We start from the raw sequence: 24,644 nt of genomic DNA, 5'->3' as shown, positions 1-24,644 counted from the left end.
CCGCCATGCCGATCATCGAATCAAAGCTGAATCCGCGCTCGGACGACTTCCGCGCCAATGCGGCGGCGCTCGAAGCGCTGGTCGCCGACCTTCGCGCGAAAGTCGAAAAACTCGCGCTGGGCGGTGGTCAGGCGGCGCGCGACAAACATACGGGCCGCGGCAAACTGCTGCCGCGCGATCGCATCGCGCAACTGCTCGATCCCGGCACGCCGTTTCTCGAGTTCTCGCAACTCGCGGCTTACGGCATGTATCACAACGATGCGCCCGGCGCGGGCGTCATCACCGGGATTGGCCGGATTGCGGGGCAGGAGTGCGTGATCGTCTGCAACGATGCGACGGTCAAGGGTGGCACCTACTATCCCGTCACCGTCAAAAAGCACGTGCGGGCGCAGGAAATCGCCGCTGAAAATCATTTGCCCTGTGTGTATCTGGTCGACTCGGGCGGCGCGAATCTGCCGAACCAGGACGACGTGTTTCCGGACCGCGATCATTTCGGCCGCATCTTCTACAACCAGGCGAATCTGTCCGCCGCGGGCATTCCGCAGATCGCCGTCGTGATGGGGTCTTGTACCGCGGGCGGTGCGTATGTGCCGGCCATGAGCGACGAGTCGATCATCGTCAAGAATCAGGGGACGATTTTTCTGGGCGGTCCGCCGCTCGTGAAAGCGGCCACCGGCGAAGTGGTCAGCGCGGAGGATCTCGGCGGCGGCGACGTGCATACGCGTCTGTCGGGCGTGGTCGATCATCTCGCGCAAAACGACGCGCATGCGCTCGGTATTGCGCGCAGTATCGTCGGCAATCTGAATCGCAGCAAGCAGGTGCCGGTTGCGTTGCAGGAGCCGAAGCCGCCGCGTTACGACGTAAAGAGCATGTACGGTGTGATTCCCGTGGATACGCGCAAGCCGTTCGACATTCGCGAGGTGATCGCGCGTATCGTCGACGACTCCGCGTTCGACGAATTCAAGGCACGCTACGGCACCACACTCTTGTGCGGTTTCGCGCATATCTGGGGACATCCGGTCGGCATCATCGCGAATAACGGCATTCTGTTTTCGGAGTCCGCGCTCAAGGGCGCGCACTTCATCGAGTTGTGCTGCCAGCGCAAGATTCCGCTGGTGTTCCTGCAGAACATCACCGGCTTCATGGTGGGCCGCAAATACGAAAACGAAGGCATTGCGCGCAACGGCGCGAAGATGGTGACGGCGGTGGCCACGGCCAAGGTGCCGAAGTTCACGGTGATCATCGGCGGATCGTTCGGTGCGGGCAATTACGGCATGTGCGGCCGCGCGTATTCGCCGCGCTTTCTGTGGATGTGGCCAAACGCGCGCATCTCGGTGATGGGCGGCGAGCAGGCGGCGTCGGTACTGGCCACGGTGAAGCGCGACGGCATTGAAGGCAAGGGCGGTGCGTGGAGCGCGGAAGAAGAAGAAGCGTTCAAGCAGCCGATCCGCGATCAATACGAACATCAGGGCCACCCGTACTATGCCAGCGCGCGCCTGTGGGACGACGGCGTGATCGACCCGGCGCAAACGCGCGACGTGCTCGGTCTCGGCCTGTCGGCTGCGATGAACGCACCGATCGAAGACACGCGTTTCGGCGTGTTCAGAATGTGACGATGCGCGAGAAAGCGCGGGAGCTGCGACGATGCAATACGAAACACTGACGGTCGAATTCGCCGGACAGATCGCCACGGTCACATTGAATCGGCCGGACGTGCGCAACGCGTTCAACGAAACGATGATCGCCGAAGTGACCTCGGCCTTCACGGCGCTCAACGATCGCGACGACGTGCGCGCGGTGGTGCTGGCCGCGAACGGCAAGGCATTCTGCGCGGGCGCCGATCTGAACTGGATGAAGAAGATGGCCGGTTACTCGGACGACGAGAACCGTGCCGATGCAATGCTGCTGGCAAACATGCTGTCGTCGATCTATCGCTGCAACAAGCCGGTGATCGCGCGCGTGAACGGCGACGCGTACGCGGGCGGCATGGGTTTGATCTCAGCGTGCGACATTGTGGTGGCGGTCGAAAGCGCGCGCTTCTGCCTTTCGGAAGCGCGCCTCGGTCTGATTCCGGCCACCATCGCACCGTACGTGATTCGTGCGCTGGGCGAGCAGGCGTCGCGCCGCTATTTCACCACCGCCGAGCAGTTCGATTGCGCAACGGCGTTGCGCCTCGGACTGGTCAGTGAAGCCGTCAGCGTGGAGCAACTCGACGCCACCGTGCGGCAGATTGCCGAGACGCTCTGCGCCAACGGTCCGCAGGCGGTACGCGCGTGCAAGCAGCTCGTGCAGGATATCGCGGGCCACGAGTTGAACGACGCGATGATCGAAGACACGGCGGCGCGCATCGCGCGCACGCGTGCCGGCGCCGAAGGGCGTGAGGGCGTGGCGTCGTTCCTCGAAAAACGCCCGCCCGCCTGGCGTAACTAACGCATCTATTCCAGGGCGCGCGCAGCGCCTTGACCAGAACAACAGCCCCGATAAAACGGCACACTTCATCGAGACACTTCATGTTCAACAAGATCCTGATTGCCAACCGGGGCGAGATTGCGTGCCGCGTCGCCGCGACCTGCAAGCGGCTCGGCATTGCGAGCGTGGCCGTCTATTCCGATGCGGACGCCAATGCTAAGCACGTGGCCGCCTGTGACGAGGCGGTGCATATCGGCGGTGCGACGGCGGCGGAAAGCTATCTGGGCGTCGAACGCATCATCGAAGCCGCACGCGCCACCGGCGCGCAGGCGGTGCATCCGGGCTACGGCTTCCTGTCGGAGAACGAAGCTTTCGCGCATGCGTGCGAGGCCGCCGGCATCGTCTTCATCGGACCGCCGGTCGAGGCGATTGCGGCGATGGGCTCGAAAGCCGCCGCGAAGGCGTTGATGCACGCGGCCGCCGTGCCGCTCGTGCCGGGCTATCACGGCGACGGTCAGGACCCGCAACTGCTGCACCGCGAAGCCGATGCGATCGGTTATCCGGTGCTGCTCAAAGCCAGCGCCGGTGGCGGCGGCAAGGGCATGCGCGTGGTCGAGCGCAGCGAGGATTTCGCGGCGGCGCTGGCTTCGTGCAAGCGGGAAGCGGCGAGCAGCTTCGGCAATGATCGCGTGCTGATCGAAAAGTATCTGACGCGGCCGCGCCATGTGGAAGTGCAGGTGTTCGCGGACAGTCACGGCGGCGCTGTCTATCTGTTCGACCGCGATTGCTCGGTGCAGCGGCGTCACCAGAAAGTGCTGGAAGAAGCGCCCGCGCCCGGCTTGCCCGCTGAAATCAAGCGCGAAATGGGCGAGGCCGCGGTGGCCGCCGCGCGCGCGGTGAATTACGTCGGTGCGGGCACGGTCGAATTCATCATGACCAGCACGGGCGAATTCTATTTCATGGAAATGAATACGCGCCTGCAGGTCGAGCATCCGGTCACGGAAATGGTCACCGGCCAGGACCTCGTGGCATGGCAACTGCGCGTTGCCGCCGGCGAACCGCTGCCGCTCACGCAGGAACAGTTGAAGATCGACGGTCACGCCATCGAAGCGCGTATCTACGCTGAGCACCCGGCGCGTGGTTTCCTGCCGTCCACAGGCACGCTCAAGCATGTGCGCATGCCGGAAGGCGTGGAGTTCGCGATCGATGCGGCAGCTCTTGGAGAGCCGGGACGCAAGGCGCCGGTGCGTATCGACAGCGGCGTGCGTGAGGGCGACACCATCACGCCGTTCTACGATCCGATGATTGCGAAGCTGATCGTGCACGGCGCCACGCGTGAAGAGGCGCTCGCGCGTCTGAGCCGCGCGCTGCATGCGTGCGAGGTGGTCGGCCCGCACACCAACATCGAGTTCCTGCAAAGCATCGTGGCTAGCGAGCCGTTTGCAACCGGCGATCTCGATACGGGCTTGATCGAGCGTCATCACGACGCCTTGTTCGCGCCGCGCAAGAAGCCATACAAGGAAGCGCTGGCGCTCGCTTGCGCGGCGCTGCTCACGCGCGAGGGCGGCACGGCGCACGGCGCGTCGCCGTGGGACGCGTTGTCGCACTGGCGCCTGAATGGCGGTTATACGCAGACGCTCGGCTGGCGCGACATGGACAGCAGCGGCGATCACGCAAGCCTGTTCACGGTCGCGTTCGCGCGCGACGGCAGCACGCAAACGCTCGAACACGACGGCGTGCGCGAGGACTTCAGCTGGTCGAGCGGCAGCGGCGCGCATGAATTCCGCGCGACGATCGGCGATGCGCGGGCAACGGGCCGCGTATTCGTCGACGGCGATACTTTCCATGTGTTTTGCCTCGGCGAAGCGCTCGCGTTCGAATGGCAAAACCTGCTCGCACACGCTGCGGACGCCGAAGGCGGCGAAGGCCGTCTGACCGCGCCGATGCCGGGCAAGGTGATCGCGGTGCTGGTGGAACCGGGCACGGCGGTGGAAAAGGGGACGCCGCTGATCGTGATGGAAGCGATGAAGATGGAGCACACCATCGGTGCGCCGGCTGCCGGCACGGTTTCGGAGGTGCTGTATTCGGTCGGCGATCAGGTTGCCGACGGCGCGCAGCTTCTGGTGCTGGACGTGCAGCAGTAAGGGCGCAACTCAGGCGAGGCGCGTATAGCCGACGGCGCGCGCCTCGCTTTCAAGCTGTTCGATGCGGTCGTAATCCGAGCGCGGCAACACGGAAAACCCCTGCAAACGCAGGCGTTTCGCACGCTCGGGCTGGATCACGAGTACCTCGTTCAACGCTTCGCGCAATGCTTCCACGGTGGCCGTGGGTACCGTGTCGGAAGCGATCAAAGGCAGGCCCGGCGAGGGCGCTGTCGTGCCGATCCGGCGCACCTGACGGGCCAGTTCCGGCATTTCGTCGCAGACGAAAGCGAAGGTCACGCAATCGATCGCCGCGACATCCGCGTGATTTTCGGCCACCGCGCGCAACGAGCCGAGATGCGAGCCGGTTCGCAATACCGCGCTGAAAAATAGACCAGCGCGCGCGAGCGGCGCCACGGCGTGGCGAAACACGTTCATGCCGCTATTCGAATCGTCCTGGTTGTACGCCGCGCGCGCGCCGCGACACGCCGCTAATGTATCGAACGGCGCATCCGCGCGCGTCACCAGCACGCTTGCATAATGCGCGCCCTCGCAACCCGGCGCGTCAAAGCGCGGCGTCGCGATCAGTTGTACCTGGTCCTGCAAGCCATGCATGAACGGATAGCCGCAGGTTTGCGAGATCAGCAGATTGGGGCGCCGCCAGAAGCCGTGCAATTCTTCGTCCGGTTCGACGATGCGGCACGCCGGCTTGACCATGCGCAGCACGTCGGCGAGCCACTCGCGCCACTCGAAGTCGAGCGCGGGTGTGACGTTATACATTGGCAGGGCGGCGATCCAGGTCATGACGCTATTCTGGCATGCCTGCTATTTAATGTCTGACCATTCGGAATTCGTCGAGTCCGAGACGCACCGGCTCCGACGGCCTGAACGCCCATTTCTGCGCGGCGACCGAAAGGATTTCCAGTTGCGCATCCTCGAATGCGACGAGCAGGTCCTGCTTGCGCTTGCTCGCCGCGCCGCAATAGGTCACGAGTGCTTCGGCGCTGACCTCGAAGATCTGCGCCCGATCATCGCAGCACACCCGGAACGCGACCGTCGCGCATTCCGTCACACAGGGCCTGAACCCTTCATCCACATAGACTGACATGGCCATCTCCCGCCGCACGCCCGAGTCATCAGGATGACAAGTCGTAAGCTCGCGGTATGTGGGAAAACCGGCATTTGCCGTGAAATGGCCGCGACTTTATCCGCTCCGGCGAGCGGCGGCTTCGCCGGTGGCCCTCAAGCGCCCGAGTTACTGCGGGAACACCCGTACGACCGCGACAGGACGCGCCGCTCACGCCACCATGCGCGCATGGGTCCAGGACCACAAATCGGCCGGCGACAACGATTTCGAAAACAGGAAGCCCTGCAGTTCGTCACAACCGATCGTACGAAGAATGCGCGCCTGATGTTCGCTCTCGACACCCTCGGCGACCACCCGCAGACCCAATTCATGGCCGAGTTCGATGATCGTGCGGACGATGGCGAGGTCCGCGCGGGCATCGAGCATGTCGAGCACGAACGCGCGATCGATCTTGAGCCGATCGAGCGGAAAGCGGTTCAGATAGCTGAGGCTCGAATAGCCGATGCCGAAATCGTCGAGCGCGAGTTTGACTCCGAGCGCGCGGATCGCGTTGATCATGGCGAGATAGTTTTCCGCGTTGTCCATCAACACGGTCTCGGTGATCTCGAGTTCTAGCCGCGACGGCTCGACGCCATGCCGCGCGAGACTGTCCGCGAGCGTGCCGATCAGGTCCGAATCGCGCAACTGGATGGCCGACAGGTTGATCGACACGCGTAGCGGCATCAGGCCTTGCGCGTCCCACTCGGCGATCTGCCGGCAGGCTTCGTCGATCACCCACGCGCCGATCGGAATGATGAGCCGCGTGTCTTCCGCGACCGGAATGAATTGCGCGGGCGACACGATGCCGATTTGCGGGCTGTTCCAACGCAGCAGCCCTTCGACGGCCACCAGTTCGCCCGTGTGCGCATCGACGCACGGCTGGTACTCGAGCCGGAACTCGTGCATCGCAATGGCGGTGCGCAGGCAGGCTTCGAGCGTCAGCCGGTAGCGCGTGCGTTCGGCAATGTCGGGCGCGAAGAACTTCACGAGATTGCGCCCCGCACCCTTCGCCTGGTACATCGCGGCGTCGGCGTTCTGCATCAGCGTCTCGATGTCCTCGCCGTCCTCGGGGAACAGCGCCACGCCGACACTGCACGACACCTGCAGCGTGACGCCGCCGACCTCGTGCGGCTGACGCACGAGCGGCAGCAGACGATCTTCGATCGTACGCGTCACGTCCGCCGCGTTGCTGACGCCGTTCAGGATCACCGTGAACTCATCGCCGCCGAGCCGGCTCACTGTGTCGTTGCTGCGCACGGCTTGCAACAGACGTCGCGAGACCGAGCGCAGCAGACTGTCGCCAATGTGATGACCCAGCGAATCGTTAATGTTCTTGAAGCGGTCGAGATCGATGAACAACACCGCTACGCGCTGCCCCGTGCGCCGCGCGTTGCCGAGCACCACGCCAAGGCGTTTCACGAACAGCTCGCGGTTCGGCAGCTCCGTCAGCACGTCGTGCTCGGCGAGGAACTGGATACGCGCCTCGCTCTTCTTGCGGTCGGTGATGTCGATCAGCGTGCAGATGTAGTGCGACAGGTTCGCGCGCCGGTCGCGCACCGCGCTCACCATCAGCCACGCCGGATAGTCACTGCCCGCGCGCCGGCGCACGTGCGCTTCGCCGTGCCATGCGCTCAGGCGGTCGACGGAATCGATCACGCCCGGGAGAATGTCGTCATGCTCCTGCGAGGCGAAGAGGAAAGCGGGCTCCTTGCCTGTCACGTCGTCGGCGCGATATCCCGTTGCACGATAGAACGACGCGTTGGCGGTCACGAGCCGCCGTTGCGCATCGAGAATCAGGATCGCTTCCGAGGACGCCTCGAACACCTTGCCCCACAATTCCAGGCGTTGCTCCATCAGCTTGATCTGGTTGATCGGCGTGAAGGCGGTCAGCACGGCGTCGCGTCCCTGGAAGTCGAGGCGCCGCGCCGACAGCATGGCCCACGTGGGCTCTTTGGCGGCTTTCCAGCGCACCTCGAATTCGTCGACTGCCTCGCGGTCGGAGAGCTGCTGGAAAAAACGCGCGCGCACCTCCGAGTCGAGGCCGACGGCCCACGGGTCGACCGTACAGCCGTTCAGCCAGTAAAGCGCGGGCTTGTTAGCGTGCAACACCTCGTGCCCCGGGATCGACGTGACGACCATCGGCACCGGGGTCGCCTCGACGAGCGCGTACTGGGCGGCCGACGCGCGTGCGGTCGCCGCGAGTTCCTTCTGCACGTCGCGCTCGCGATCGAGTTGCGCGAGCATGTCGTTGAAACCGCGCACCAGCTGGCCGATTTCGTCCTGGCTATGCCAGCGGGCGCGCAGCGAATGATCGCCCGTGCGCCGCACCGTGTCCATCACGCGCGCAAGCTGGCGCAGTGGCCGCGAAATCTGCTGGGCGACGAAATACACCATGCTCAGGATCGCGCACAGCAGAAATAGCGCTGTGCCGAGATGCAGCCACATGCGCTCAAAGAGGCCGCGCACGCGCTCGTGCAGCAGTCGTTCGAGCTGATTGCCGGTCGCGCTCCATGCGTCGCTCACGCTCATCACCACGCGCTGCTGGGCGGCATCGAGCGCGGTGAGTGTGGCGTCATCCGGGCCGGCATCGACGGCGGCGCCGGCCACACGCCGATACGCGTCGATCGCGGCGAGCATGCGCGTGAGGGGCGGGCCGATCGTCGTGGTCAGCGTGCCGTTCGTGGCCGCGGCCTCCGCATAGTCGGAACGCAGTCCCTGCAATACCGCATCGAGCTGGCCTTCCAGTACGAGGTAGCGGGTCCGCATCTCGTCGTGGCTCATCCGTGCAGCGTGAAGACGCGCGCCGGCGTCGTGCAGGTGGCGGCCCATCCGGTTGACGTCGCCGAGCAGCTCCGGATAGCGGAGGATCGACAGCGACATCGAGTAGTAGCTGTCGAGGTCCGGGTCCAGAATCAGGTTCGACTGGTTGCCGACGCGCGTGACCAGCTCGCGTGTCGCTTCGAGCCCGCCATCCACTGTCGCCGTGCCCGCATGAGGCGCGGCGCTGGCCGTCAGCGCCGCGAGCACACGCGCATTGAGTTCGCCGCTTTGCATGTTCGCGCCATAGCGGCGCTCCGCGTCGGCGAGCCCGTCCGCCGTGCGTTGCAACTGGGCTGCCGTTCGCGGCTGCCCGGCCCCCGCGAGCGCGAAGTCGATGAGCGCGTCGTGCACGGCCGCGACGTAGGCGTTGCCGACCAGCTCCTTGTCGGAGAAGTCGATCGCGATGTATTTCTCGTGGATCAGGATGCCGCTGATGTACAGCACCGCGCTCAGGTCGAGCAGATAGATCAGCAGCAGCTTGCGGCCGACGCGAAGGCGCGCGAGAAACCGGAAGAACAGATTGCGTTTCATAGGCGCTGCCGCTCGAGCGCGAAGCTTTCACCGCGTGCGCCATAAGCCAGACGTTTCACTGCGTTTCTCCATGCGGGGAGCGCCGGACCCGGGTCAGGTCCGTAGGCGGGAAAACCCCCTGATCATGGTATCGACCGGCTCGTGAACTTCTTTAGTCTTCGCTTAAAAGTCACCATTACGGTGCCGGAAACGCTGCATCACGGTGCGCATATTCGACGATGACGGGCACGTTCTCACCGTGGTGGCGCGTCGAGCCGCACGATCCATCCTTCCGTCTCCTTGCTCTGCGCAGGATAACGCGTCAGCACGGCAGGGTCGTGACCGGGCACGACGTGTTGCGCGGAGTCCGCCAGTTCGTACGCGCGACGGTAGCCTTCGATCATGTCACCCACGTTGTAGACGGCCGGGAACGGGCGGTTCTGTTCCATGTTCGCGTACAGGTGCGATGCGTCGGAAGCGAGCACCACCCAGCCGCGCTCCGTATGCACACGCACCACCTGCAAGCCGTCGGTATGGCCGCCGACGCGATGCACGCTCAAGCCCGCCGTGATGTTCGACGCGCCGTCATGAAACGCCACGCGGCCGTCGAAAACGCGGCCGACCATGGATTTGACGTCCTCCGGATCGAACGGATGGTTCAGTGCGCCATGACACATGCAGCGGCCCGTGCAATACGCCATTTCGCGATCCTGCAGGTGGTACCGCGCCTTCGGAAACAGCGAGCGGTTACCCGCGTGGTCATAGTGCATGTGCGTGACGATCACGTCTTCGACCGTGTCGGCACGAATGCCGATTGCGCCAAGCCCTTCTTCGACAGAATGCGTGATGATGCGGCGGCGCTTCGCGCCCACGTCGGCATCGAAACCCGTGTCGACGAGAAAAGTGCGGCTTTCGCCGACCACCGCCCACACGAAATAATCGAGCGGCATGTTCACATCGTGCGGGTCGCCGCCAATGAAGTTGTCGCGGGCGGGACGGTCGTGATGGGCGTACTTGATCGCGTAAATCTTGTAGTTTTCAGGCACGGTTGTCATGGCAGAGGCCTCCTGTTCCCAATGTATGAGAGCGCTATCATAGCAAGCGTCCGTCGGCTTGTGTTGCGTTGTTGCGGGCACGGTTCGGACCGTGTCGGGCTGCGCCGGTTGCCGCAATACGGCCCGGAACGCCACCTGCCATAGGCTACAATCAGCCATCAATTCAAAGAGCCGGATGGGCGAGTGAAAAAGCGTGTGGCGGCCGTCGATGACGGGAAGATCGGGTTGGCAGGCGGGCCGGCAGGGGAAGTGAAAACCACGTCGAAAGCTGCGCGGAAGACGGGCGGGAGCGTGGGCAAGACGCGCCCGGGTGGACAGGCGGTGCGCATGATCGACGTTGCGAAGGCGGCGAACGTGTCCCTGATGACAGTGTCGCGCGCGCTCAACGAACCTGAACGGCTCTCCAAGGAGACCCGCAAGCTGGTGCTCGATACGGTGCGCCGCGTGGGCTATGTTCCGAATCACATCGCGTCGAACCTCGCGTCGGCACGCTCCAACGTGGTCGGTCAGATCGTCCCGAGTATCCAGAACTCGTTGTATTCGCACAGTATCAAGGGCTGCGCCGACGTGCTGCGCGCCGCCGGCAAGCAGTTGTTGCTGGCCGACAGCGGCTACTCGCTCGAAGAAGAAGAGGCGCTGATCGATGCGTTCATCGCCCAGCGTGTGAGCGGCCTCGTGCTGCACGACACCGTGCATACGCCGCGCGCCATCCAGTTGATCCGCGCCGCCGGGATTCCCATTGTTGAAACGGGCGACCTGGTGCGCACGCCGCTCGACATGGCGGTCAGCTACTCGAATTTCAACGCAGCCAAGGAAATGACGCTGTATCTGGCAGGACGCGGCTACAAGTCGATCGGTTTCGTCTGCCTCGCCACCAAAAACAACATGCGTGCCCGCGAGCGCCTGAAGGGCTACCACGCGGCGCTCGCCGCGCTCGGCCGCGAGCGCAACCCCGTCCTGGTGCGCGAAGTGGAGGGCGGTTTGACCTCCGGCGCACATGCGATGGTGGACATGATGCAGCGCGCGCCGGAAGTAGACGCGATCTTCTTCGCTGGCGACGTGCTCGCCGTCGGCGCGCTTTTCGAAGCGCAGCGGCGTAACTGGAAAGTGCCGGAACGCATTGCGATTGCCGGCTTTGACGATCTCGACATCCTGCGCCACACGGTGCCGCGCCTGACGTGCCTGAACCTGCCGCGCCTCGAGATCGGCCGACGCAGCGCCGAAGCGCTGCTGCAAAGAATGCGCGACGAGCCGGTCGTGCCGGCGCGACTCGACCTCGGGTTCGAAATCATCCAGCGCGAAAGCACCTGAGGCTGCGGTTTCATTGCTGGTGAACCTGCGGGGCGCACAATGCGCCCCTTTCTTTTTGTGCCTTTCGAACGGCTTGCCGCGTGGCTCGACGCTGGCTGCGCAGCGGCCTGTGAACGTTCGGTCGTGCACTTCTCGCCTGTTCCCGGGCAATTCCCGATATTGCGGCGCCCGTTCTTTTCGGTTAAGTTAGCGCTATCATTCAAAGCGGCGAACGTTGGTGTTTCGCCACGGCCTGGCAACGGGCATGCTTTCGACAGGGAAAATCGCGGAATGAAGGGGAGAATTGCACTCGTCACCGGCTCGTCGCACGGGCTGGGTTTGTCGATGGCCGATGCGCTTGCAGCCGCCGGCTGCCGGGTCGTGCTGCATGGTGTCGAAACGGCCGAGCAGGTCGAACCGGCGCGTGCGGCCTTCGAGCAGAAGCATGGTTATCGCGCGGACTATCTGCAGGTGGACCTCGGCGATGCGCGCGCGGTCGAGCGGATGATGTTCGAAACGATCGAACGGGTTGGTGCGATCGACGTGCTGATCAACAATGCCGTGGTGCGCCATTTCGCGCCGATCGAAGCGTTTCCCGTCGACAGATGGGACCAGGCGCTGTCAGTCAACCTGAGCGCGGCATTCCATGCGATCCGTCTGGCGCTGCCGGGCATGCGTGAACGCGGCTGGGGCCGCATTTTCAACATGACTTCGGTGTATGGCATGCGCGGCACGGTGAATCGCGTCGATTACGTGACGACCAAGTCCGCGCTGCTCGGTCTGACGCGCGCGGTGGCCGCCGAAACGATGGGGCAGGGCATCACTTGCAATGCGGTCTGTCCGGGCGCCGTGCACACGCCGACTAGCGAGAACCGCATCCAGGCGCTGATGGAAGTCGAGGGGCTGGACCGCGAAACGGCAATCGAGCGGTTTCTGGCAGGCAAACAGCCGACCGGCCATTTTGTCCAGGCGTCGCATGTCGCGGATCTGGTGGTGTTCCTGTGCAGCGACGCGGCGGCGGAGATGACGGGCGCGATGCTGCCCGTCGACGGTGGTTGGCTGGCGACGTAACTTCCAGGTGACGGTCAGGGTCGAGCCTCGTCCGGGCAGGGTCTGAACCCGCTACCTGTAGCGGCGCGCTTCAATCCTGCGAGGTGTCTGATCGAAGCGCGGAGAAGGTGAGGCGCTCCGTTTTTGTCGCGTCACACGCTGTTCGTATGGTAGCGCCATCCTATATTGCTTGATAACGGACCACGTCAACTCGCCGCGGCGACTTGAAAATGGCGCTCGCAGCGTGTGGCACCGTAGCTGGTGCCTCTCAAATGCGCGCAGAATTGCCTATGCGTGGACACGCCTGAACGTCATGCACTGCAACACAAAAAGAAGCCTCAGAACACACAATCTCGTCTTGACCGATTGTATGACAGGAATATAATCCACTCTCATGTTACCGCTCACATTCGGTGGTGCAGTGGTGGTAAAAGCAGCAGAACCAGAACAACCAGAACAAAGCCATTGACGGAGACTGCATCCATGCAGAACGAAGCAACGATTGGATACCGGCTGGACAGCCTGCCGCTGTCCGGTTATCACTGGCGGTTGCTCGGGCTGATTGCCGCGGGCATGTACTTCGATTCGTTCGATATATACATCGCCGGCACGGTGCTTGCCGCGATGATCCATAGCGGCGAATCCACGCTGAAACTCAATGCGATATTCGTGTCCGTTACGTTCGTCGGCATGATGTCGGGCGCCTGGCTCTCCGGCCTGCTCGGCGACCGGTTCGGGCGGCGCTTCTGCTACCAGTTCAACCTCGGCATTTACGGCTTCGCGTCGATCGCCGCGGCCCTCGCGCCGTCCATGTACTGGCTGATCTTCTTCCGTCTCGTGATGGGAGTCGGTATGGGCGCGGAAATCGTGGTCGGCTACGGCACGTTGAGCGAGTTCATTCCGGCCGCGTGGCGGGGCCGCTTCGGCACGATCCTCAATCTGATCATCAACACTTCGTTGTTCCTGTCGACCTTTCTTGGCTGGCTGATCGTGCCGCACTACGGTTGGCGCTGGATGTTCGCGATCGCGGGCTGCGGCGCGCTCTTCGTGTGGTTCCTGCGCAAGTCGATGCCGGAGTCGCCGCGCTGGCTCGCTTCGCGCAATCGCGCCGAAGAAGCGGATCAGGTCGTATCGACTATCGAAAAAGCGTGCGGGGTCGATTCCGCCACGGCGATCGCGGCAGCCGCCCAGCAACCGCGCCGCGCCGCGCCGGGTAACGGGCGTCTGGGCGATCTGTTCTCGCGGCGCCTCCTCACGCGCACCGTTACCGGCATCACCGTGCTGGTCGCGCTCTTCATCGTCAATTACGCGTTCGTCAGCTGGATTCCGACCTTCCTCGTCAAGCAGGGCCACAGCGTGTCGAATTCGCTCGGCCTGACGAGCGTGATGTTCGCCGGTGGTCCGGTTGGCTCGCTGATCGCCTTTGCGCTCGCCGAACGCGTCGGCCGCAAATGGGGCATTGTGTTGTTTTCGCTGATATGCGCGGCCTTCGGCGCGGCCTATCCGTTCGCGCAATCGGAAGTGGCGATCACCGCGCTTGGTTTTGCGATCACCTGCTGTATCTACGTGCTGTCGTCGTTCAGCGTCGCGACCTACGTGCCGGAACTGTTCCCAACCGAATTGCGGCTGCGCGGTTCGGGCGTGTCGAACACAGCAGGGCGCGCGGTCAGCATCGCCGTGCCCTACGTCGTGGCCTGGGCTTTCACGGGTTTCGGCATTGCCGGTGTCCTGACGCTGATCGTCGGCACGCTGCTCGTGCAGGCGTTGATCGTCGGCGTGCTTGGTGCGGAGACCCGGAAGCGTTCGCTCGAATCGATCGCCGCCGAAGTCAGCGACACGATCGACGCGTCCGGCCAGACGGTCAGCGCTCGCGCGGCTTCGGCCACGGAACCGTAAGCGCGAATTGCGAGTGGCGCATCCGCACAAGGCAACGCAGCGAATCAAGAGAAACATCCGGTAGAGGACACACCCGCACATGGCAGCGCAGTCAGACAGCAGTTCAAGCCAGACCAGCACGAACAGCGACGCCGATCGCGTGACGCAGCGCGTCGCGCAATGGGTGGCGGACACGACGTGGCAAGACGTGCCGCCCGCCGTGCGCCACGAAGCGAAGCGCTCGCTCGTCAACTATGTGGCCGTCGCGCTGGCGGGCTGCTCCGACCCGACACTCGAAAAGGCGGTACGCACGTATCAGCGTTTTAGCGCCGGGCAGGGTTCGAGCGTGATCGGCCGCGGGGAGCGCTTCGACATGCTGAACGCCGCGGCGCTCAATGCCATGAGCGCGAACGTATTCGATTTCGACGACACGCACATCCCGACGATCATCCATCCAACCGCACCGGTCGCCGCAGCGCTATTCGCGTTCGCCGAGTCGCTCGCGGAGATCGTTCCCGACGCCCGTCCGCTGACTGGCGAAGCGCTGCTGCTCGCGTTCGTCGTCGGCGTGGAAGTGGAATGCCGGATCGGCAATGCGGTTTCACCCGAGCACTATCGGCGCGGCTGGCATATCACGTCGACCTGCGGCGTGTTCGGCGCGGCGGCGGCGATTGCCAAAGCACAAGGCCTGAGCGCGCAACAGATCGGCTGGGCACTCGGCAACGCGTCGGCGCAGGCGGGAGGTCTCGTCGAGACGCTCGGCACGATGTCGAAGAGCATCAGTGTCGGCAATGCGGCGCGCAACGGCCTGCTGTCCGCGCTGCTCGCCGCCGACGACTTCTCCGGTCCCGACGCTCCGCTCGAAGGCATGCGCGGTTTCCTGCGCGTGAGCGCAACGAAGCCGGATGTCGAGGCGTTGACGCGTGAGCTCGGCCACGAATGGGCACTGCTGTCGAACACGTATAAACCGTACCCGTGCGGTGTGGTGCTGAACCCTGTGATCGATGCGTGTCTCGATCTGCGCCGCGATGCGCGCTGGAGCGTGGACGACGTCGAGCGTGTCGAGCTGACCGGACATCCGTTGCTGCGCGAGCGCACCGACCGGCCGAACGTGCGCACCGGGCGGGAATCGCAGGTCAGTGCCCAGCATGCGGTAGCGGTCGCGCTGGCCACGGGCAAAGCGAGCCTCACGGAGTTCAACGACAGCGCGGTGGCCAACCCGTCGCTGCGTGCGTTCGGCGCGCGTCTGCGCTTTATCGACGATGCATCGTGGCCGGTGGAATCCGCCCAGGTGGCCGTCGTGCTGCGCTCGGGCGAAACGGTGTCACGGCGTATTCACGCGGCGCGTGGCAGTCTCGCGGCGCCGCTCGCCGATGTCGAACTCGCGGCGAAACTGCGCGATCTGAGCGCCCACGGCGGCTCGGGCGTGGCGCCGCAACCGCTGATCGATGCGCTGTGGCGTTTCGACCGCGAACCGGATGCCGCGTCGCTAATGCGACTCGCGCGCGCGGCCTGAATGGCGCAACGAAAACAGCTTTCCAACAGATGAGGACAGTCATGTCGAGCAGTGATGAAGGCAACAACACGATCGGGTTTGTCGGTGTAGGCGTGATGGGGCGGCCGATGGCGCGCCGTCTCATCGAGGCGGGTCATACGCTCGTCGTGTTCGATCGCGACGAGCAGGCGGTCGCGGAATTGACGGCGCTCGGCGCGCGCGCGGCGAAATCCGTGAAAGAGCTGGCCGACACCGCGCGCATCGTATTTACGAGTCTGCCTACGCCGGCAATCTTCAGGCAGGTCGCGCTCGGCGAAGGCGGACTGATCGAGGGCGGCGCGCTGAAGATTCTCGTCGATCTGTCCACGGTCGGATCGCGCATGGAAAAGGAAGTGGCCGACGGTCTGCTCGCGAAGGGTATCGACACCGTCGATGCACCGGTGAGCGGCGGCGCCGCCGGAGCGAAGAAGGGCACGCTCGCGATCATGATGGCCGGCAAACCGGCCGCGCTCGACCAGGTGCGCGTCCTTTTCGAGGTGCTCGGCAAGGTGTTCGTGGTCGGCGATCAGCCGGGCCAGGGGCAGTTGCTCAAGCTGCTGAACAACATGCTGTCGTCCACGGCATTTGCGATTACGTCGGAAGCGTTTGTCGCCGGCGTGCGTGGCGGCCTCGATCCGGAAGTGATGATGTCGGTGATCAATTCGGGCAGCGGCAAGAACGGCGCGACGATGGACAAATTCCCGAAGCATGTGCTGCCGGGCAGCTTCGATTTCGGCTTTCCGGTTGGCAGCGTGTGCAAGGACATCGGCCTCGCGGTCGACGAATGTCAGGCGCTCGGCGTGCCGATGTGGGTCGGCAGCGTCGCGCGTCAGGTGTGGAATTACGCGGCGATGCAGGACGGCTCGAAACGCGACATGACCGAACTCGTCAAGTACGTCGAACGCTGGTCGTCGGGTGAAGGACTGAAAGACTGAATTCGCCGCGAGCGAAACTCATTGGCTGCGGCCATCTGATTATCTCGAAGGAGAGGTACATGATCGTTGAAATGCGTATTTACCATTGTGCGCCGACGCGCCTGCCGGCACTGCTCGAACGCTTCACGTCGACCACGCTCGGCTTTTTCGAAAAGTACGGCATCGAACAGATTGGTTTCTGGACCACGCTGATCGGTCCGAGCAATCACGCGCTGACCTATATGGTGAAGTGGGAAAGCCTCGCGGAGCGCGAGCAGAAATGGAACGCGTTCCAGGCCGATCCCGACTGGATCGCCAAACGGGCGGCGACAGAAGCTGACAGGCCGATCGTCGAGCGCATCGAGAACCACTTCCTCACGCCGACCGCCTTCTCGGCGCTGCGCTAGGAGAGCTTTCTCATGACACAAGCCAAACGGGTCGGTTTCATCGGCCTCGGCATGATGGGCTCACCGATGGTGCAATGCCTTCGCAACGCGGGCTTCGAACTGTTCATCGACGACGCAGACGCGGCGCGCGCCGATGCGCTGGCAGAACAGACCGGCGCGCACCGTCTGAGCGCGGATAACGCGGGTGCGCTCGACGTCCTGATCACCATGCTGCCCAACTCGGCGATCGTCGAAGCCGTGGTGCTCGGCGACGGGGACAACACGGGCTGGGCCGCGCGGCTCGCGAAAGGCGCGATAGTGATCGATATGAGTTCGTCGGAGCCGGAGCGCTCACGCGAACTCGGCAAGACGCTCGAAGCGCAGGGCCTCGCGTATCTGGATGCGCCCGTGTCGGGCGGCGTCAAACGCGCGAAGGAAGGCACGCTGGCGATTCTGGCCGGTGGCCATGCGGACGTGCTCGCATGCTGCAAGCCGCTGCTCGCCGCGATGGGCGCGAACGTGCTGCATATCGGCGCGGCGGGTGCCGGGCATGCGGCCAAGGCGCTCAACAACTATGTGTCGGCGGCGAGTGTCGCGGCGACAGTCGAGGCGCTGCAAATCGCCGGCCGCTTTGGTATCGAGCCGGCGGTGATGACGGATGTGCTCAATGCGTCGACGGGCCGCAGCAATACGTCGGAGAACAAGGCCAGGCAGTTCATGCTGAGCGGCACGTTCGCTTCCGGCTTCGCGTTGCAGTTGATGAACAAGGATTTGAAGATTGCCCGCGCGCTTGCACAGGCGGTGGGGCATCCCATGACGTTCGGTGCGACCTGCGTCGACGTGTGGGACGAAGCGGCACAGCGCTCCACGCCCGCCACCGACCACACCGAGCTATACCGGCTCCTGCCCGGCGCCGCGTCCTGAACCTGTTTTCTGATCCATTGATTCCGGAGCCTGTCATGCCACGTGCAGCCCAGTTTTATATCGACGGACGTTGGGTCGAGCCCGCGTCCGCCGTCTGGTTCGACATCGTCGATCCATCGACTGAAACGTCCTTCGAGAAACTCGCGATGGGCAACGCTGAAGATGTCGATCGCGCTGTCGCCGCTGCGCGCCGCGCGTTCGCGGCCTGGTCGGCGACGAGCGTCGCTGAACGCGTCGCGTTGCTCAAGCGCATTGTGACGATCTACGAGCGCCGCTACGATGAATTCGCCGAGTTGATGCGCCGCGAAATGGGCGCGCCGATCACGTTCGCGCGCAACGGTCAGGCGGCGCGCGGCCCTGCGCATCTGAATGCGTTGATCGACGTGCTCGAACGCTTCGAGTTCGAGGAGCAGCGCGGCAGCACGCGTGTGGTGCTCGAACCGATCGGCGTGTGCGGTTTGATCACGCCGTGGAACTGGCCGGTCAACCAGATCGTCGTGAAGATCGCACCGGCGCTCGCGGCCGGCTGCACGATGGTGCTCAAGCCAAGCGAGTATTCGCCGCTAAGCGCTCTGCTGTTCGCCGAAGTGCTCGACGAAGCGGGCCTGCCGGCCGGCGTGTTCAATCTCGTCAACGGTGACGGGCCTGGGGTCGGCTCGGCGATCGCGAGCCATCCGGATATCGACATGGTGTCGTTCACCGGTTCGACCCGCGCCGGCGTGCTGGTCGCGCAGTCTGCTGCGGAAACGGTCAAACGCGTCGCTCAGGAACTGGGCGGCAAGTCGGCCAACATCCTGCTCGACGACGTCGACCTGGATCAGGCGGTGACGCGCGGCGTCGCCGGCTGCTTCACCAACTCGGGCCAGTCGTGCTCGATTCCGACACGCATGCTGGTGCCGCGTCATTTGATGAACGATGCCGCGCAGATCGCGAAGCGCGCCGCGCAGGCGTATCGGCTCGGACCGACCGACGACCCTGCGACGCAGCTTGGCCCGCTCGTCAACGCGAACCAGTTCAAGCGCGTGCAAGCGCTGATCCAGACCGGCATCGACGAAGGCGCGCGTCTCGTCACGGGCGGCACGGGCCGTCCGGATGGCATCGACAAGGGCTACTATGCGCGCCCGACCGTGTTCGCCGATGTCGCCCCGCACATGACCATCGCTCGCGAGGAAATTTTCGGGCCGGTGTTGTCGATGATTCCCTACGACTCGGAAGAGCAGGCGATCGACATTGCAAACGGTACGGAATACGGCCTTGCGGCCTACGTGCAATCCGCGGACGTCACGCGGGCGCGCAAGGTGGGACGCGCGTTGCGCGCGGGGGGCGTGCATCTGAATTACCCGCCCGCCGATTTCGGCGCGCCCTTTGGCGGCTACAAGCGTTCGGGCAATGGCCGGGAATGGGGCGAAGCGGGCCTGCGCGAATATCTGGAAACCAAGGCGCTGGTCGGCTACGGCGTGGATTGACGCGCTGCGGCTCGCACCAGGCCGAAAAAATTTTCTCCGCCTGACTTGTCCGACAATCATCCAGTCAGGCAAACACCTGCCGGATTGAACTTCAAAGGAAACACGATGGATACCAACGACCGCTTCAACAAGGGTTTCGAAAATCGCAAGGAAGTACTGGGCGCCGCTCACGTCGAAAAATCGTGGGCCAATGCCGACGACTTCAACCGGCCGATGCAGAAGTTCGTCACCGAAAGTTGCTGGGGCGACATCTGGGGCGACCCGACGCTGTCGTTCAAGACGCGCAGCATGTTGAACCTCGGCATGCTGACGGCGATGAGCCAGCATCACGAATTGTCGGTGCATGTGAAGGGCGCGCTGCGCAACGGCGTGAGCAAGGAAGAAATCCGCGCGGTGCTGATGCAGGCCGCCGTTTATTGCGGCGCGCCGCTCGCGCTCGCGGCTTTCCGCGTGGCGAGCGAGGCGATCAGGACATACGAAGCGGAAACCGGCGCGGCCTGACGCGGCAACCCATCCGGACAGCTAACGGCTGGCAGCACACGGGAAAGCGCAAGGGGAATCGCACCGCGCGGTGCGCATAACGAATGGAGACAGAGATGAAAGCGTTGACTGGGAATGACGTTGCAATGTCGGAGGGCGAGCAGTCGATTGAAACGAAGAGGCACAACGCGATCAAGGGCGCGTTCTTCTCCGAGTTCATCGATATGTTCGATATCTATCTGCCGGTGGTGGTGTTGTCGCCGGTGCTTGGATATTTCCAGCCGCCGCATCTGTCTACCGGCATGGAGACGATCCTGGCGTCACTGGTGTTCATCACGACGCTGCTCGGCCGTCCGGTCGGGTCGTTGCTGTTCGGCATGATCGCGGACCGCATTGGCCGGCGCATGGCGTCGATCTGGTCGGTATCGGGCTTTGGGGTGGTGACGCTGCTGATCGCGCTGCTGCCCGGCTATGAAAGCATCGGCATTGTGTCTTACTGGTTGCTGGTGCTGCTGCGCTTTGTCGACGGGATTTTTCTGGGTGGCGGGTATACGGGTGCGATGCCGCTCGCGATCGAGTATTCGAAGAAAGAGCAACGCGGCTTTGTCGGCGGCTTCATCATTGCCGGTTTTCCGGCCGCGTACGTGACCATCAACCTCGTCGCGATGCTCATGTTCGCGCTGTTTCCGCTGAACGGCATGCATTCGCCGTATGCGCAATGGGGCTGGCGCATTCCGTTCGTGCTCGGGGCGGCGCTCGCGGGCCTGCTGACGATGTACTACGTGCGCAAGGTCGCCGAATCGGAGATCTGGGAGAGCGAGGCGGCCGACAAGGCGGCCACCACCGAAAAGCTGCCGCTCTCCGACCTGCTGCGCGGCAAGAGCGGGCGCAACCTGCTGCAGGTGCTGGTGATGATGACGGGCTTCTGGCTCACGCAAAACATCATCACGATTTATCTGCCGACCGGCCTGCTGGTGAAGACACTGCATCTGACAGGCTTTCAGATGACCGCGACGCTGATGGTCACGTACTTCGTGCTGTTTTTCAGCTACATCGGCTCGGGGCTGATTGCGCAGCGCATTGGACGGCGCCGCTTCTTTGTGATCGTCGGCCCGCTGATCGCCACGGTCGGCGCGGTGCTGCTGTACGTGCTGGCGAATGTGGACGGGCTGTCGCTGCCGGCCATCATGGCGCTGGTGTGCGTGCTGGCGGTGCTCGTCACGTCGCCGTGGGGCGTGATCGTCACGTACATCAACGAGCGCTTCGTGACGGATGTGCGCGCAACCGGTTTCGGCGTCGGCTTCAGTCTGTCGGTGATTATCCCTTCGTTTTACGCGTTCTATATGAACTGGCTCGGCGCTTTCATGCCGCTGCGGCTGACCTCGGTCGTGCTGCTGTGCGTGGGCGGCCTGATCGGCATGATCGGCGCGCTGATGGGCCCGGAAACGAAGGATGTCGATTTCTGATTTTGAAGGAGGAGTGGAATTCATGAACAAGGAACGGGTCGGCTTTATCGGTCTCGGCAACATGGGCGGGCGCATGACGCGGCGCCTCGTCGACGCAGGCATCGCGGTGCTCGGTTACGACACCGCGCGCGAACGCGTCGACGCGGCGGGCGCGAAGGCAGCGGGCACAGTGGGCGAAGTGCTCGCGTTTGCGGACGTCGTGATGATGTCGCTGCCGGACAGCAAGGTGGTCGAAGCGGTTGTCGAGAGCGAGGACGGCGTGCTCGCGCACTGTCGCGAAGGACAGATCGTGGTCGATCTGAGCACGGCGGCGGCGAGTTCGACGATCCGCCTCGCGCGGCGTTTTGCCGAGCGCGGCGTGCGTTATGTCGATGCGGGTATTTCGGGTGGCGCCGCAGCGGCGGAGAAGGGCTCGCTGACGCTGATGGTAGGCGGCGCCGCGGAAGCCGTTGCCGCGCTGCAATGGGCGTTCGCGCCGATCAGCGCGAAAGTCGCATACATGGGAGCGAGCGGCGCCGGCCACACGACCAAGCTGCTCAACAATTTTCTGAACGCCGTGAGTCTTGCCGCCAGTGCCGAAGTGATGGTGGCGGGCAAGAAGGCGGGGCTCGATCTGCACTTGCTGCTCGACGTGCTGAACAGCAGCAGCGGTGTCAATTTCGCCACGCTCAACAGGTTCCCGAAGATCGTCGACGGTGACTATCTGGAAGGCGGCCTGACCGGCAAGCTGATGACCAAGGACGTCGTGCTGTACGTCGACCGCGTTCGCGAACTCGGCGTGATGTCACTGAATTCGGCCGGGCCTCTGGCGAGCTTTGGCCTTGGCACGGCGCTTGGTTATGGCGATGTGATCAGCAACCGTGTCGTCGATGCGATCGGCGACGTGTCGGGCGGCGTGCGGCTGTTCGACGGAGTACACAAGGAGAAAAACGCATGAAGGTCTTTCACGGCAGAGCGGCAGGCGCGATGTCCGAGCGCCGCAGCGACACGTTTACCGGCACCGTCTGGGCCGACCCGGTAATGCCGGCGACTAACGGCGTCACCATCAACACGGTGTTTTTCGCACCGGGCGGCCGCACCTATTGGCACACGCACGAGCACGGCCAGGTCCTGCAGGTCACGGCCGGTCAGGGCTGGATCTGTCTGGACGGGGAAGAGCCGCAGCCGATTCGCCAGGGCGACATTGTGTTCATCGGACCGAACGAGCGGCATTGGCACGGTGCGAGCGAAGGCAGCTACATGGTTCACATCGCGACGTCGATTGGTAAGGGTACGTGGCAGGAAGAAGTCGCGCAGCGGGATTATCCGGCAACGGTAGCGGCAACGGTCGTGGCAACGACAGCAACTTAGCGCGAGCACCATGACCGCGCGTGCGGGGCACTGGCGTTCGCAGTGAGCCTCCCGCACGCGCCAAAGAATCACGCGCTGTATTGCCAACGAGGAAATCCAGATCATGACCCAGACCACACCGCAGCCCGACGCGTCGCGTCTTCGCGATGACCTCGTCAGTCTGCACGGCAAGGCGAGTCCCGAATGGGATAGCCTCGTGCGCCTCGACCCGCGTTTCGTGGATGCGTACCTGAAGTTCGCGGGCGTACCGCGGCGCAGGAATCATCTCGACGACAAGACGCGCGCGTTCATTGCGCTCGCCGCCGATGCCTGCGCGACGCAGTTGTACGCACCGGGTGTCGCGCGCCATATCGAACGGGCGCTGTCTTTTGGCGCGACGCGCGACGAGTTGATCGAAGTGCTGGAGTTGATCAGCACGATCGGCATTCACACCAGCAACGTCGGCGTGCCGGTGCTGCTCGAAGTGCTGGAAGAAGAGGGCTTACGTCATGGCGCGCCACCGCTCGACGAACGCAGGCAAATGCTGAAAGCCGAGTTCGAGAAGAATCGCGGCTATTGGCACCCCACCTGGGAAGGCCTGCTCGAACTCGATCCTGACCTGTTCGAGGCGTATGTCGAGTTCTCGTCCGTACCGTGGCGCACCGGCGTGCTGAGCCCGAAAATCAAGGAGTTCATGTACTGCGCGTTCGACGCCTCGGCGACGCACCTGTACGTGCCGGGCCTCAAGCTGCACATCCGTAACGCGCTGCGTTACGGCGCGACTGCCGGGGAATTGATGGAGTTGCTGGAGATTGTCAGCGTAACGGGGATTCACGGCGCGGAGCTGGGCGCGCCGTTGCTGGAAGCCGCACTCAAGCGCAGCGGCGCGGCGGCGGGAGACCCGCATGCGTAATCCGGCCATGCGCGGGTCGGTCTTCGCCGTGAGTCTTGCGCCGCGCGAGCACGGCACGCCACGTCCGCCGGCTTTGCCGGACAACCGGAAGCCTGACACGGGTTCCTCGGCATGGCGGGCGATGCAGAAGCCGCCGCTTTCGGTGCTCGCGTCGAACAGCAGCGAGCATGCGCATGTGCTGGCCGTTGCGATTCTCGGCTACAACTGAAGCGGGCTTCGACATGACTCCTCAAGCGGGCACTCTGGTCGTGCTGCGTCACGGCCAGTCGATATGGAATCGCGCTAACCGTTTTACCGGCTGGAGCGACGTCGGCCTGTCCATCCAGGGTGTGGCCGACGCGCAGCGCGTTGGGGAGCGGTTGCACGAGGCGGGCTTTCGCTTCGATCTCGCGGTGAGCTCGGCGTTGCTGCGCGCCACCGACACGCTCGCGCATGTACTGCGAACCCTGGAGCAGCCGGTGCCCAACATCGTGCGCTCGTGGCGGCTCAACGATCGCCATTACGGCATGCTGACGGGGATGGAAAAGAACGAGGCAGCACTTGCCTTTGGCGCGGAACGCGTGCGGCTATGGCGGCGCGGCTTCGATCTCGCGCCGCCCGCGCTCGACGCGGACCAGCACGCGGCCCTGGTGCGCGCGCTGCATGACGACGCGATGCCCGCTGCGGGCGCGCTGCCACGCACCGAAAGCCTGCGCGACACGCTGCGGCGCGTGCTGCCGCTGTGGGACGACTGCGTTGCACCTGCGCTGACCCGCGGACAGTCCGTGCTGATGGTGGGGCACGGCAACTCGTTGCGCGCGCTTTTCAAGCAACTCGACGGCATTGGCGACGACGCAATCGCGTCGGTCGAAGTCGCGCATGCGCAGCCGTTGATCATGAGATTCGATGCAGCGCTCTCCGTTATTTCGCGCACACCGCTTGCCGCGCTGGCAGCAAGCCGCTGAAACGCACGCCGA

At 64.1% G+C, this 24,644-nt stretch carries 22 protein-coding genes; 18 read left to right on the top strand and 4 right to left on the bottom strand.

Annotation, left to right across the window (positions count from 1 at the left end; translation table 11 throughout):
• The first annotated feature begins 5 nt into the window (after positions 1-5).
• The 3 genes from AC57B1_RS23580 to AC57B1_RS23570 all read left to right on the top strand — a co-directional run bounded on the left by AC57B1_RS23580 (position 6) and on the right by AC57B1_RS23570 (position 4,553).
• Positions 6-1,613 carry a carboxyl transferase domain-containing protein gene (locus AC57B1_RS23580; protein ID WP_496418832.1) on the top strand — a complete coding sequence of 536 codons (1,608 nt, stop codon included), beginning with the start codon at positions 6-8 and terminating at the stop codon, positions 1,611-1,613.
• A gap of 31 nt (positions 1,614-1,644) precedes the next feature.
• Positions 1,645-2,430 carry an enoyl-CoA hydratase/isomerase family protein gene (locus AC57B1_RS23575; protein ID WP_408353007.1) on the top strand — a complete coding sequence of 262 codons (786 nt, stop codon included), beginning with the start codon at positions 1,645-1,647 and terminating at the stop codon, positions 2,428-2,430.
• A gap of 80 nt (positions 2,431-2,510) precedes the next feature.
• Positions 2,511-4,553: an acetyl/propionyl/methylcrotonyl-CoA carboxylase subunit alpha gene (locus tag AC57B1_RS23570; RefSeq protein WP_496418831.1), complete on the top strand. Its 2,043-nt coding sequence runs from the start codon at positions 2,511-2,513 to the stop codon at positions 4,551-4,553.
• Between the two features lie 9 nt (positions 4,554-4,562).
• Here the strand turns inward: AC57B1_RS23570 and AC57B1_RS23565 are convergent, their stop codons facing one another.
• The 4 genes from AC57B1_RS23565 to AC57B1_RS23550 form a co-directional block, all read right to left on the bottom strand.
• Positions 4,563-5,354, bottom strand: coding sequence for a phosphate/phosphite/phosphonate ABC transporter substrate-binding protein (locus AC57B1_RS23565; RefSeq protein ID WP_408353003.1), 792 nt, complete (start codon positions 5,352-5,354; stop codon positions 4,563-4,565).
• A 25-nt stretch (positions 5,355-5,379) separates the two neighbouring features.
• Positions 5,380-5,658: a DUF1488 family protein gene (locus AC57B1_RS23560; protein ID WP_091809223.1), complete on the bottom strand. Its 279-nt coding sequence runs from the start codon at positions 5,656-5,658 to the stop codon at positions 5,380-5,382.
• Between the two features lie 189 nt (positions 5,659-5,847).
• Positions 5,848-9,027, bottom strand: coding sequence for an EAL domain-containing protein (locus AC57B1_RS23555; protein WP_496418830.1), 3,180 nt, complete (start codon positions 9,025-9,027; stop codon positions 5,848-5,850).
• Positions 9,028-9,260: 233 nt separating this feature from the next.
• The gene (locus AC57B1_RS23550) at positions 9,261-10,061 is read right to left on the bottom strand and encodes an N-acyl homoserine lactonase family protein (RefSeq protein WP_496418829.1); all 801 of its coding nucleotides are present in this window, start codon (positions 10,059-10,061) and stop codon (positions 9,261-9,263) included.
• Positions 10,062-10,244: 183 nt separating this feature from the next.
• Here AC57B1_RS23550 and AC57B1_RS23545 point away from each other — a divergent pair, with 183 nt between their 5' ends.
• The 15 genes from AC57B1_RS23545 (at position 10,245) to AC57B1_RS23475 (ending at position 24,632) form a co-directional block, all read left to right on the top strand.
• The gene (locus tag AC57B1_RS23545; protein WP_496418828.1) at positions 10,245-11,372 is read left to right on the top strand and encodes a LacI family DNA-binding transcriptional regulator; all 1,128 of its coding nucleotides are present in this window, start codon (positions 10,245-10,247) and stop codon (positions 11,370-11,372) included.
• A 270-nt stretch (positions 11,373-11,642) separates the two neighbouring features.
• Entirely contained in the window at positions 11,643-12,422 is a 780-nt protein-coding gene (locus AC57B1_RS23540; protein ID WP_408352995.1) for a 3-hydroxybutyrate dehydrogenase, read from the top strand.
• A gap of 462 nt (positions 12,423-12,884) precedes the next feature.
• On the top strand, positions 12,885-14,297 hold the full coding sequence (locus AC57B1_RS23535; RefSeq protein WP_496418827.1) for an MFS transporter: 1,413 nt from the start codon (positions 12,885-12,887) through the stop codon (positions 14,295-14,297).
• 79 nt (positions 14,298-14,376) lie between these two features.
• Positions 14,377-15,792 (top strand): MmgE/PrpD family protein, encoded by a 1,416-nt coding sequence (locus AC57B1_RS23530; protein WP_496418826.1) that lies wholly within the window; start codon positions 14,377-14,379, stop codon positions 15,790-15,792.
• 41 nt (positions 15,793-15,833) lie between these two features.
• Positions 15,834-16,745, top strand: coding sequence for an NAD(P)-dependent oxidoreductase (locus AC57B1_RS23525; RefSeq protein WP_496418825.1), 912 nt, complete (start codon positions 15,834-15,836; stop codon positions 16,743-16,745).
• Positions 16,746-16,804: 59 nt separating this feature from the next.
• Positions 16,805-17,131, top strand: a complete 327-nt coding sequence (locus AC57B1_RS23520) for an NIPSNAP family protein (protein WP_496418824.1) — start codon at positions 16,805-16,807, stop codon at positions 17,129-17,131.
• Positions 17,132-17,143: 12 nt separating this feature from the next.
• Positions 17,144-18,034, top strand: a complete 891-nt coding sequence (locus AC57B1_RS23515; RefSeq protein WP_496418823.1) for an NAD(P)-dependent oxidoreductase — start codon at positions 17,144-17,146, stop codon at positions 18,032-18,034.
• A gap of 35 nt (positions 18,035-18,069) precedes the next feature.
• Positions 18,070-19,500 (top strand): aldehyde dehydrogenase family protein, encoded by a 1,431-nt coding sequence (locus AC57B1_RS23510; protein WP_496418822.1) that lies wholly within the window; start codon positions 18,070-18,072, stop codon positions 19,498-19,500.
• 105 nt (positions 19,501-19,605) lie between these two features.
• On the top strand, positions 19,606-20,001 hold the full coding sequence (locus tag AC57B1_RS23505) for a carboxymuconolactone decarboxylase family protein (RefSeq protein ID WP_091807631.1): 396 nt from the start codon (positions 19,606-19,608) through the stop codon (positions 19,999-20,001).
• 95 nt (positions 20,002-20,096) lie between these two features.
• Positions 20,097-21,446, top strand: coding sequence for an MFS transporter (locus tag AC57B1_RS23500; RefSeq protein ID WP_408352983.1), 1,350 nt, complete (start codon positions 20,097-20,099; stop codon positions 21,444-21,446).
• A gap of 22 nt (positions 21,447-21,468) precedes the next feature.
• Complete coding sequence (locus AC57B1_RS23495; RefSeq protein ID WP_408352981.1) at positions 21,469-22,383, top strand: NAD(P)-dependent oxidoreductase; 915 nt, start codon at positions 21,469-21,471, stop codon at positions 22,381-22,383.
• Positions 22,380-22,796 (top strand): cupin domain-containing protein, encoded by a 417-nt coding sequence (locus AC57B1_RS23490; RefSeq protein ID WP_408352979.1) that lies wholly within the window; start codon positions 22,380-22,382, stop codon positions 22,794-22,796. Before AC57B1_RS23495 ends, AC57B1_RS23490 begins: the two co-directional genes overlap by 4 nt.
• A 103-nt stretch (positions 22,797-22,899) precedes the next feature.
• Entirely contained in the window at positions 22,900-23,688 is a 789-nt protein-coding gene (locus tag AC57B1_RS23485; protein ID WP_408352977.1) for a carboxymuconolactone decarboxylase family protein, read from the top strand.
• Positions 23,681-23,896, top strand: a complete 216-nt coding sequence (locus tag AC57B1_RS23480) for a hypothetical protein (protein WP_408352975.1) — start codon at positions 23,681-23,683, stop codon at positions 23,894-23,896. The genes AC57B1_RS23485 and AC57B1_RS23480 overlap by 8 nt, the downstream gene beginning before the upstream one ends.
• Positions 23,897-23,909: 13 nt before the next feature.
• Positions 23,910-24,632, top strand: coding sequence for a 2,3-bisphosphoglycerate-dependent phosphoglycerate mutase (locus AC57B1_RS23475; RefSeq protein ID WP_408352973.1), 723 nt, complete (start codon positions 23,910-23,912; stop codon positions 24,630-24,632).
• Positions 24,633-24,644 lie beyond the last annotated feature (12 nt).

This window comes from Paraburkholderia sp. BGA-UO-ETr-F21, assembly GCF_059567925.1.
This window is presented reverse-complemented; position numbering and strand designations above follow the sequence as displayed.

Coding starts and splice junctions, on each gene's coding strand:
- AC57B1_RS23480 (WP_408352975.1), top strand. CDS start 23,681: ATGCGTAATCCGGCCATGCGCGGGTCGGTCTTCGCCGTGAGTCTTGCG.
- AC57B1_RS23475 (WP_408352973.1), top strand. CDS start 23,910: ATGACTCCTCAAGCGGGCACTCTGGTCGTGCTGCGTCACGGCCAGTCG.
- AC57B1_RS23485 (WP_408352977.1), top strand. CDS start 22,900: ATGACCCAGACCACACCGCAGCCCGACGCGTCGCGTCTTCGCGATGAC.
- AC57B1_RS23575 (WP_408353007.1), top strand. CDS start 1,645: ATGCAATACGAAACACTGACGGTCGAATTCGCCGGACAGATCGCCACG.
- AC57B1_RS23555 (WP_496418830.1), bottom strand. CDS start 9,027: ATGAAACGCAATCTGTTCTTCCGGTTTCTCGCGCGCCTTCGCGTCGGC.
- AC57B1_RS23515 (WP_496418823.1), top strand. CDS start 17,144: ATGACACAAGCCAAACGGGTCGGTTTCATCGGCCTCGGCATGATGGGC.
- AC57B1_RS23525 (WP_496418825.1), top strand. CDS start 15,834: ATGTCGAGCAGTGATGAAGGCAACAACACGATCGGGTTTGTCGGTGTA.
- AC57B1_RS23560 (WP_091809223.1), bottom strand. CDS start 5,658: ATGTCAGTCTATGTGGATGAAGGGTTCAGGCCCTGTGTGACGGAATGC.
- AC57B1_RS23540 (WP_408352995.1), top strand. CDS start 11,643: ATGAAGGGGAGAATTGCACTCGTCACCGGCTCGTCGCACGGGCTGGGT.
- AC57B1_RS23505 (WP_091807631.1), top strand. CDS start 19,606: ATGGATACCAACGACCGCTTCAACAAGGGTTTCGAAAATCGCAAGGAA.
- AC57B1_RS23520 (WP_496418824.1), top strand. CDS start 16,805: ATGATCGTTGAAATGCGTATTTACCATTGTGCGCCGACGCGCCTGCCG.
- AC57B1_RS23510 (WP_496418822.1), top strand. CDS start 18,070: ATGCCACGTGCAGCCCAGTTTTATATCGACGGACGTTGGGTCGAGCCC.
- AC57B1_RS23570 (WP_496418831.1), top strand. CDS start 2,511: ATGTTCAACAAGATCCTGATTGCCAACCGGGGCGAGATTGCGTGCCGC.
- AC57B1_RS23535 (WP_496418827.1), top strand. CDS start 12,885: ATGCAGAACGAAGCAACGATTGGATACCGGCTGGACAGCCTGCCGCTG.
- AC57B1_RS23490 (WP_408352979.1), top strand. CDS start 22,380: ATGAAGGTCTTTCACGGCAGAGCGGCAGGCGCGATGTCCGAGCGCCGC.
- AC57B1_RS23580 (WP_496418832.1), top strand. CDS start 6: ATGCCGATCATCGAATCAAAGCTGAATCCGCGCTCGGACGACTTCCGC.
- AC57B1_RS23495 (WP_408352981.1), top strand. CDS start 21,469: ATGAACAAGGAACGGGTCGGCTTTATCGGTCTCGGCAACATGGGCGGG.
- AC57B1_RS23565 (WP_408353003.1), bottom strand. CDS start 5,354: ATGACCTGGATCGCCGCCCTGCCAATGTATAACGTCACACCCGCGCTC.
- AC57B1_RS23530 (WP_496418826.1), top strand. CDS start 14,377: ATGGCAGCGCAGTCAGACAGCAGTTCAAGCCAGACCAGCACGAACAGC.
- AC57B1_RS23550 (WP_496418829.1), bottom strand. CDS start 10,061: ATGACAACCGTGCCTGAAAACTACAAGATTTACGCGATCAAGTACGCC.
- AC57B1_RS23500 (WP_408352983.1), top strand. CDS start 20,097: ATGAAAGCGTTGACTGGGAATGACGTTGCAATGTCGGAGGGCGAGCAG.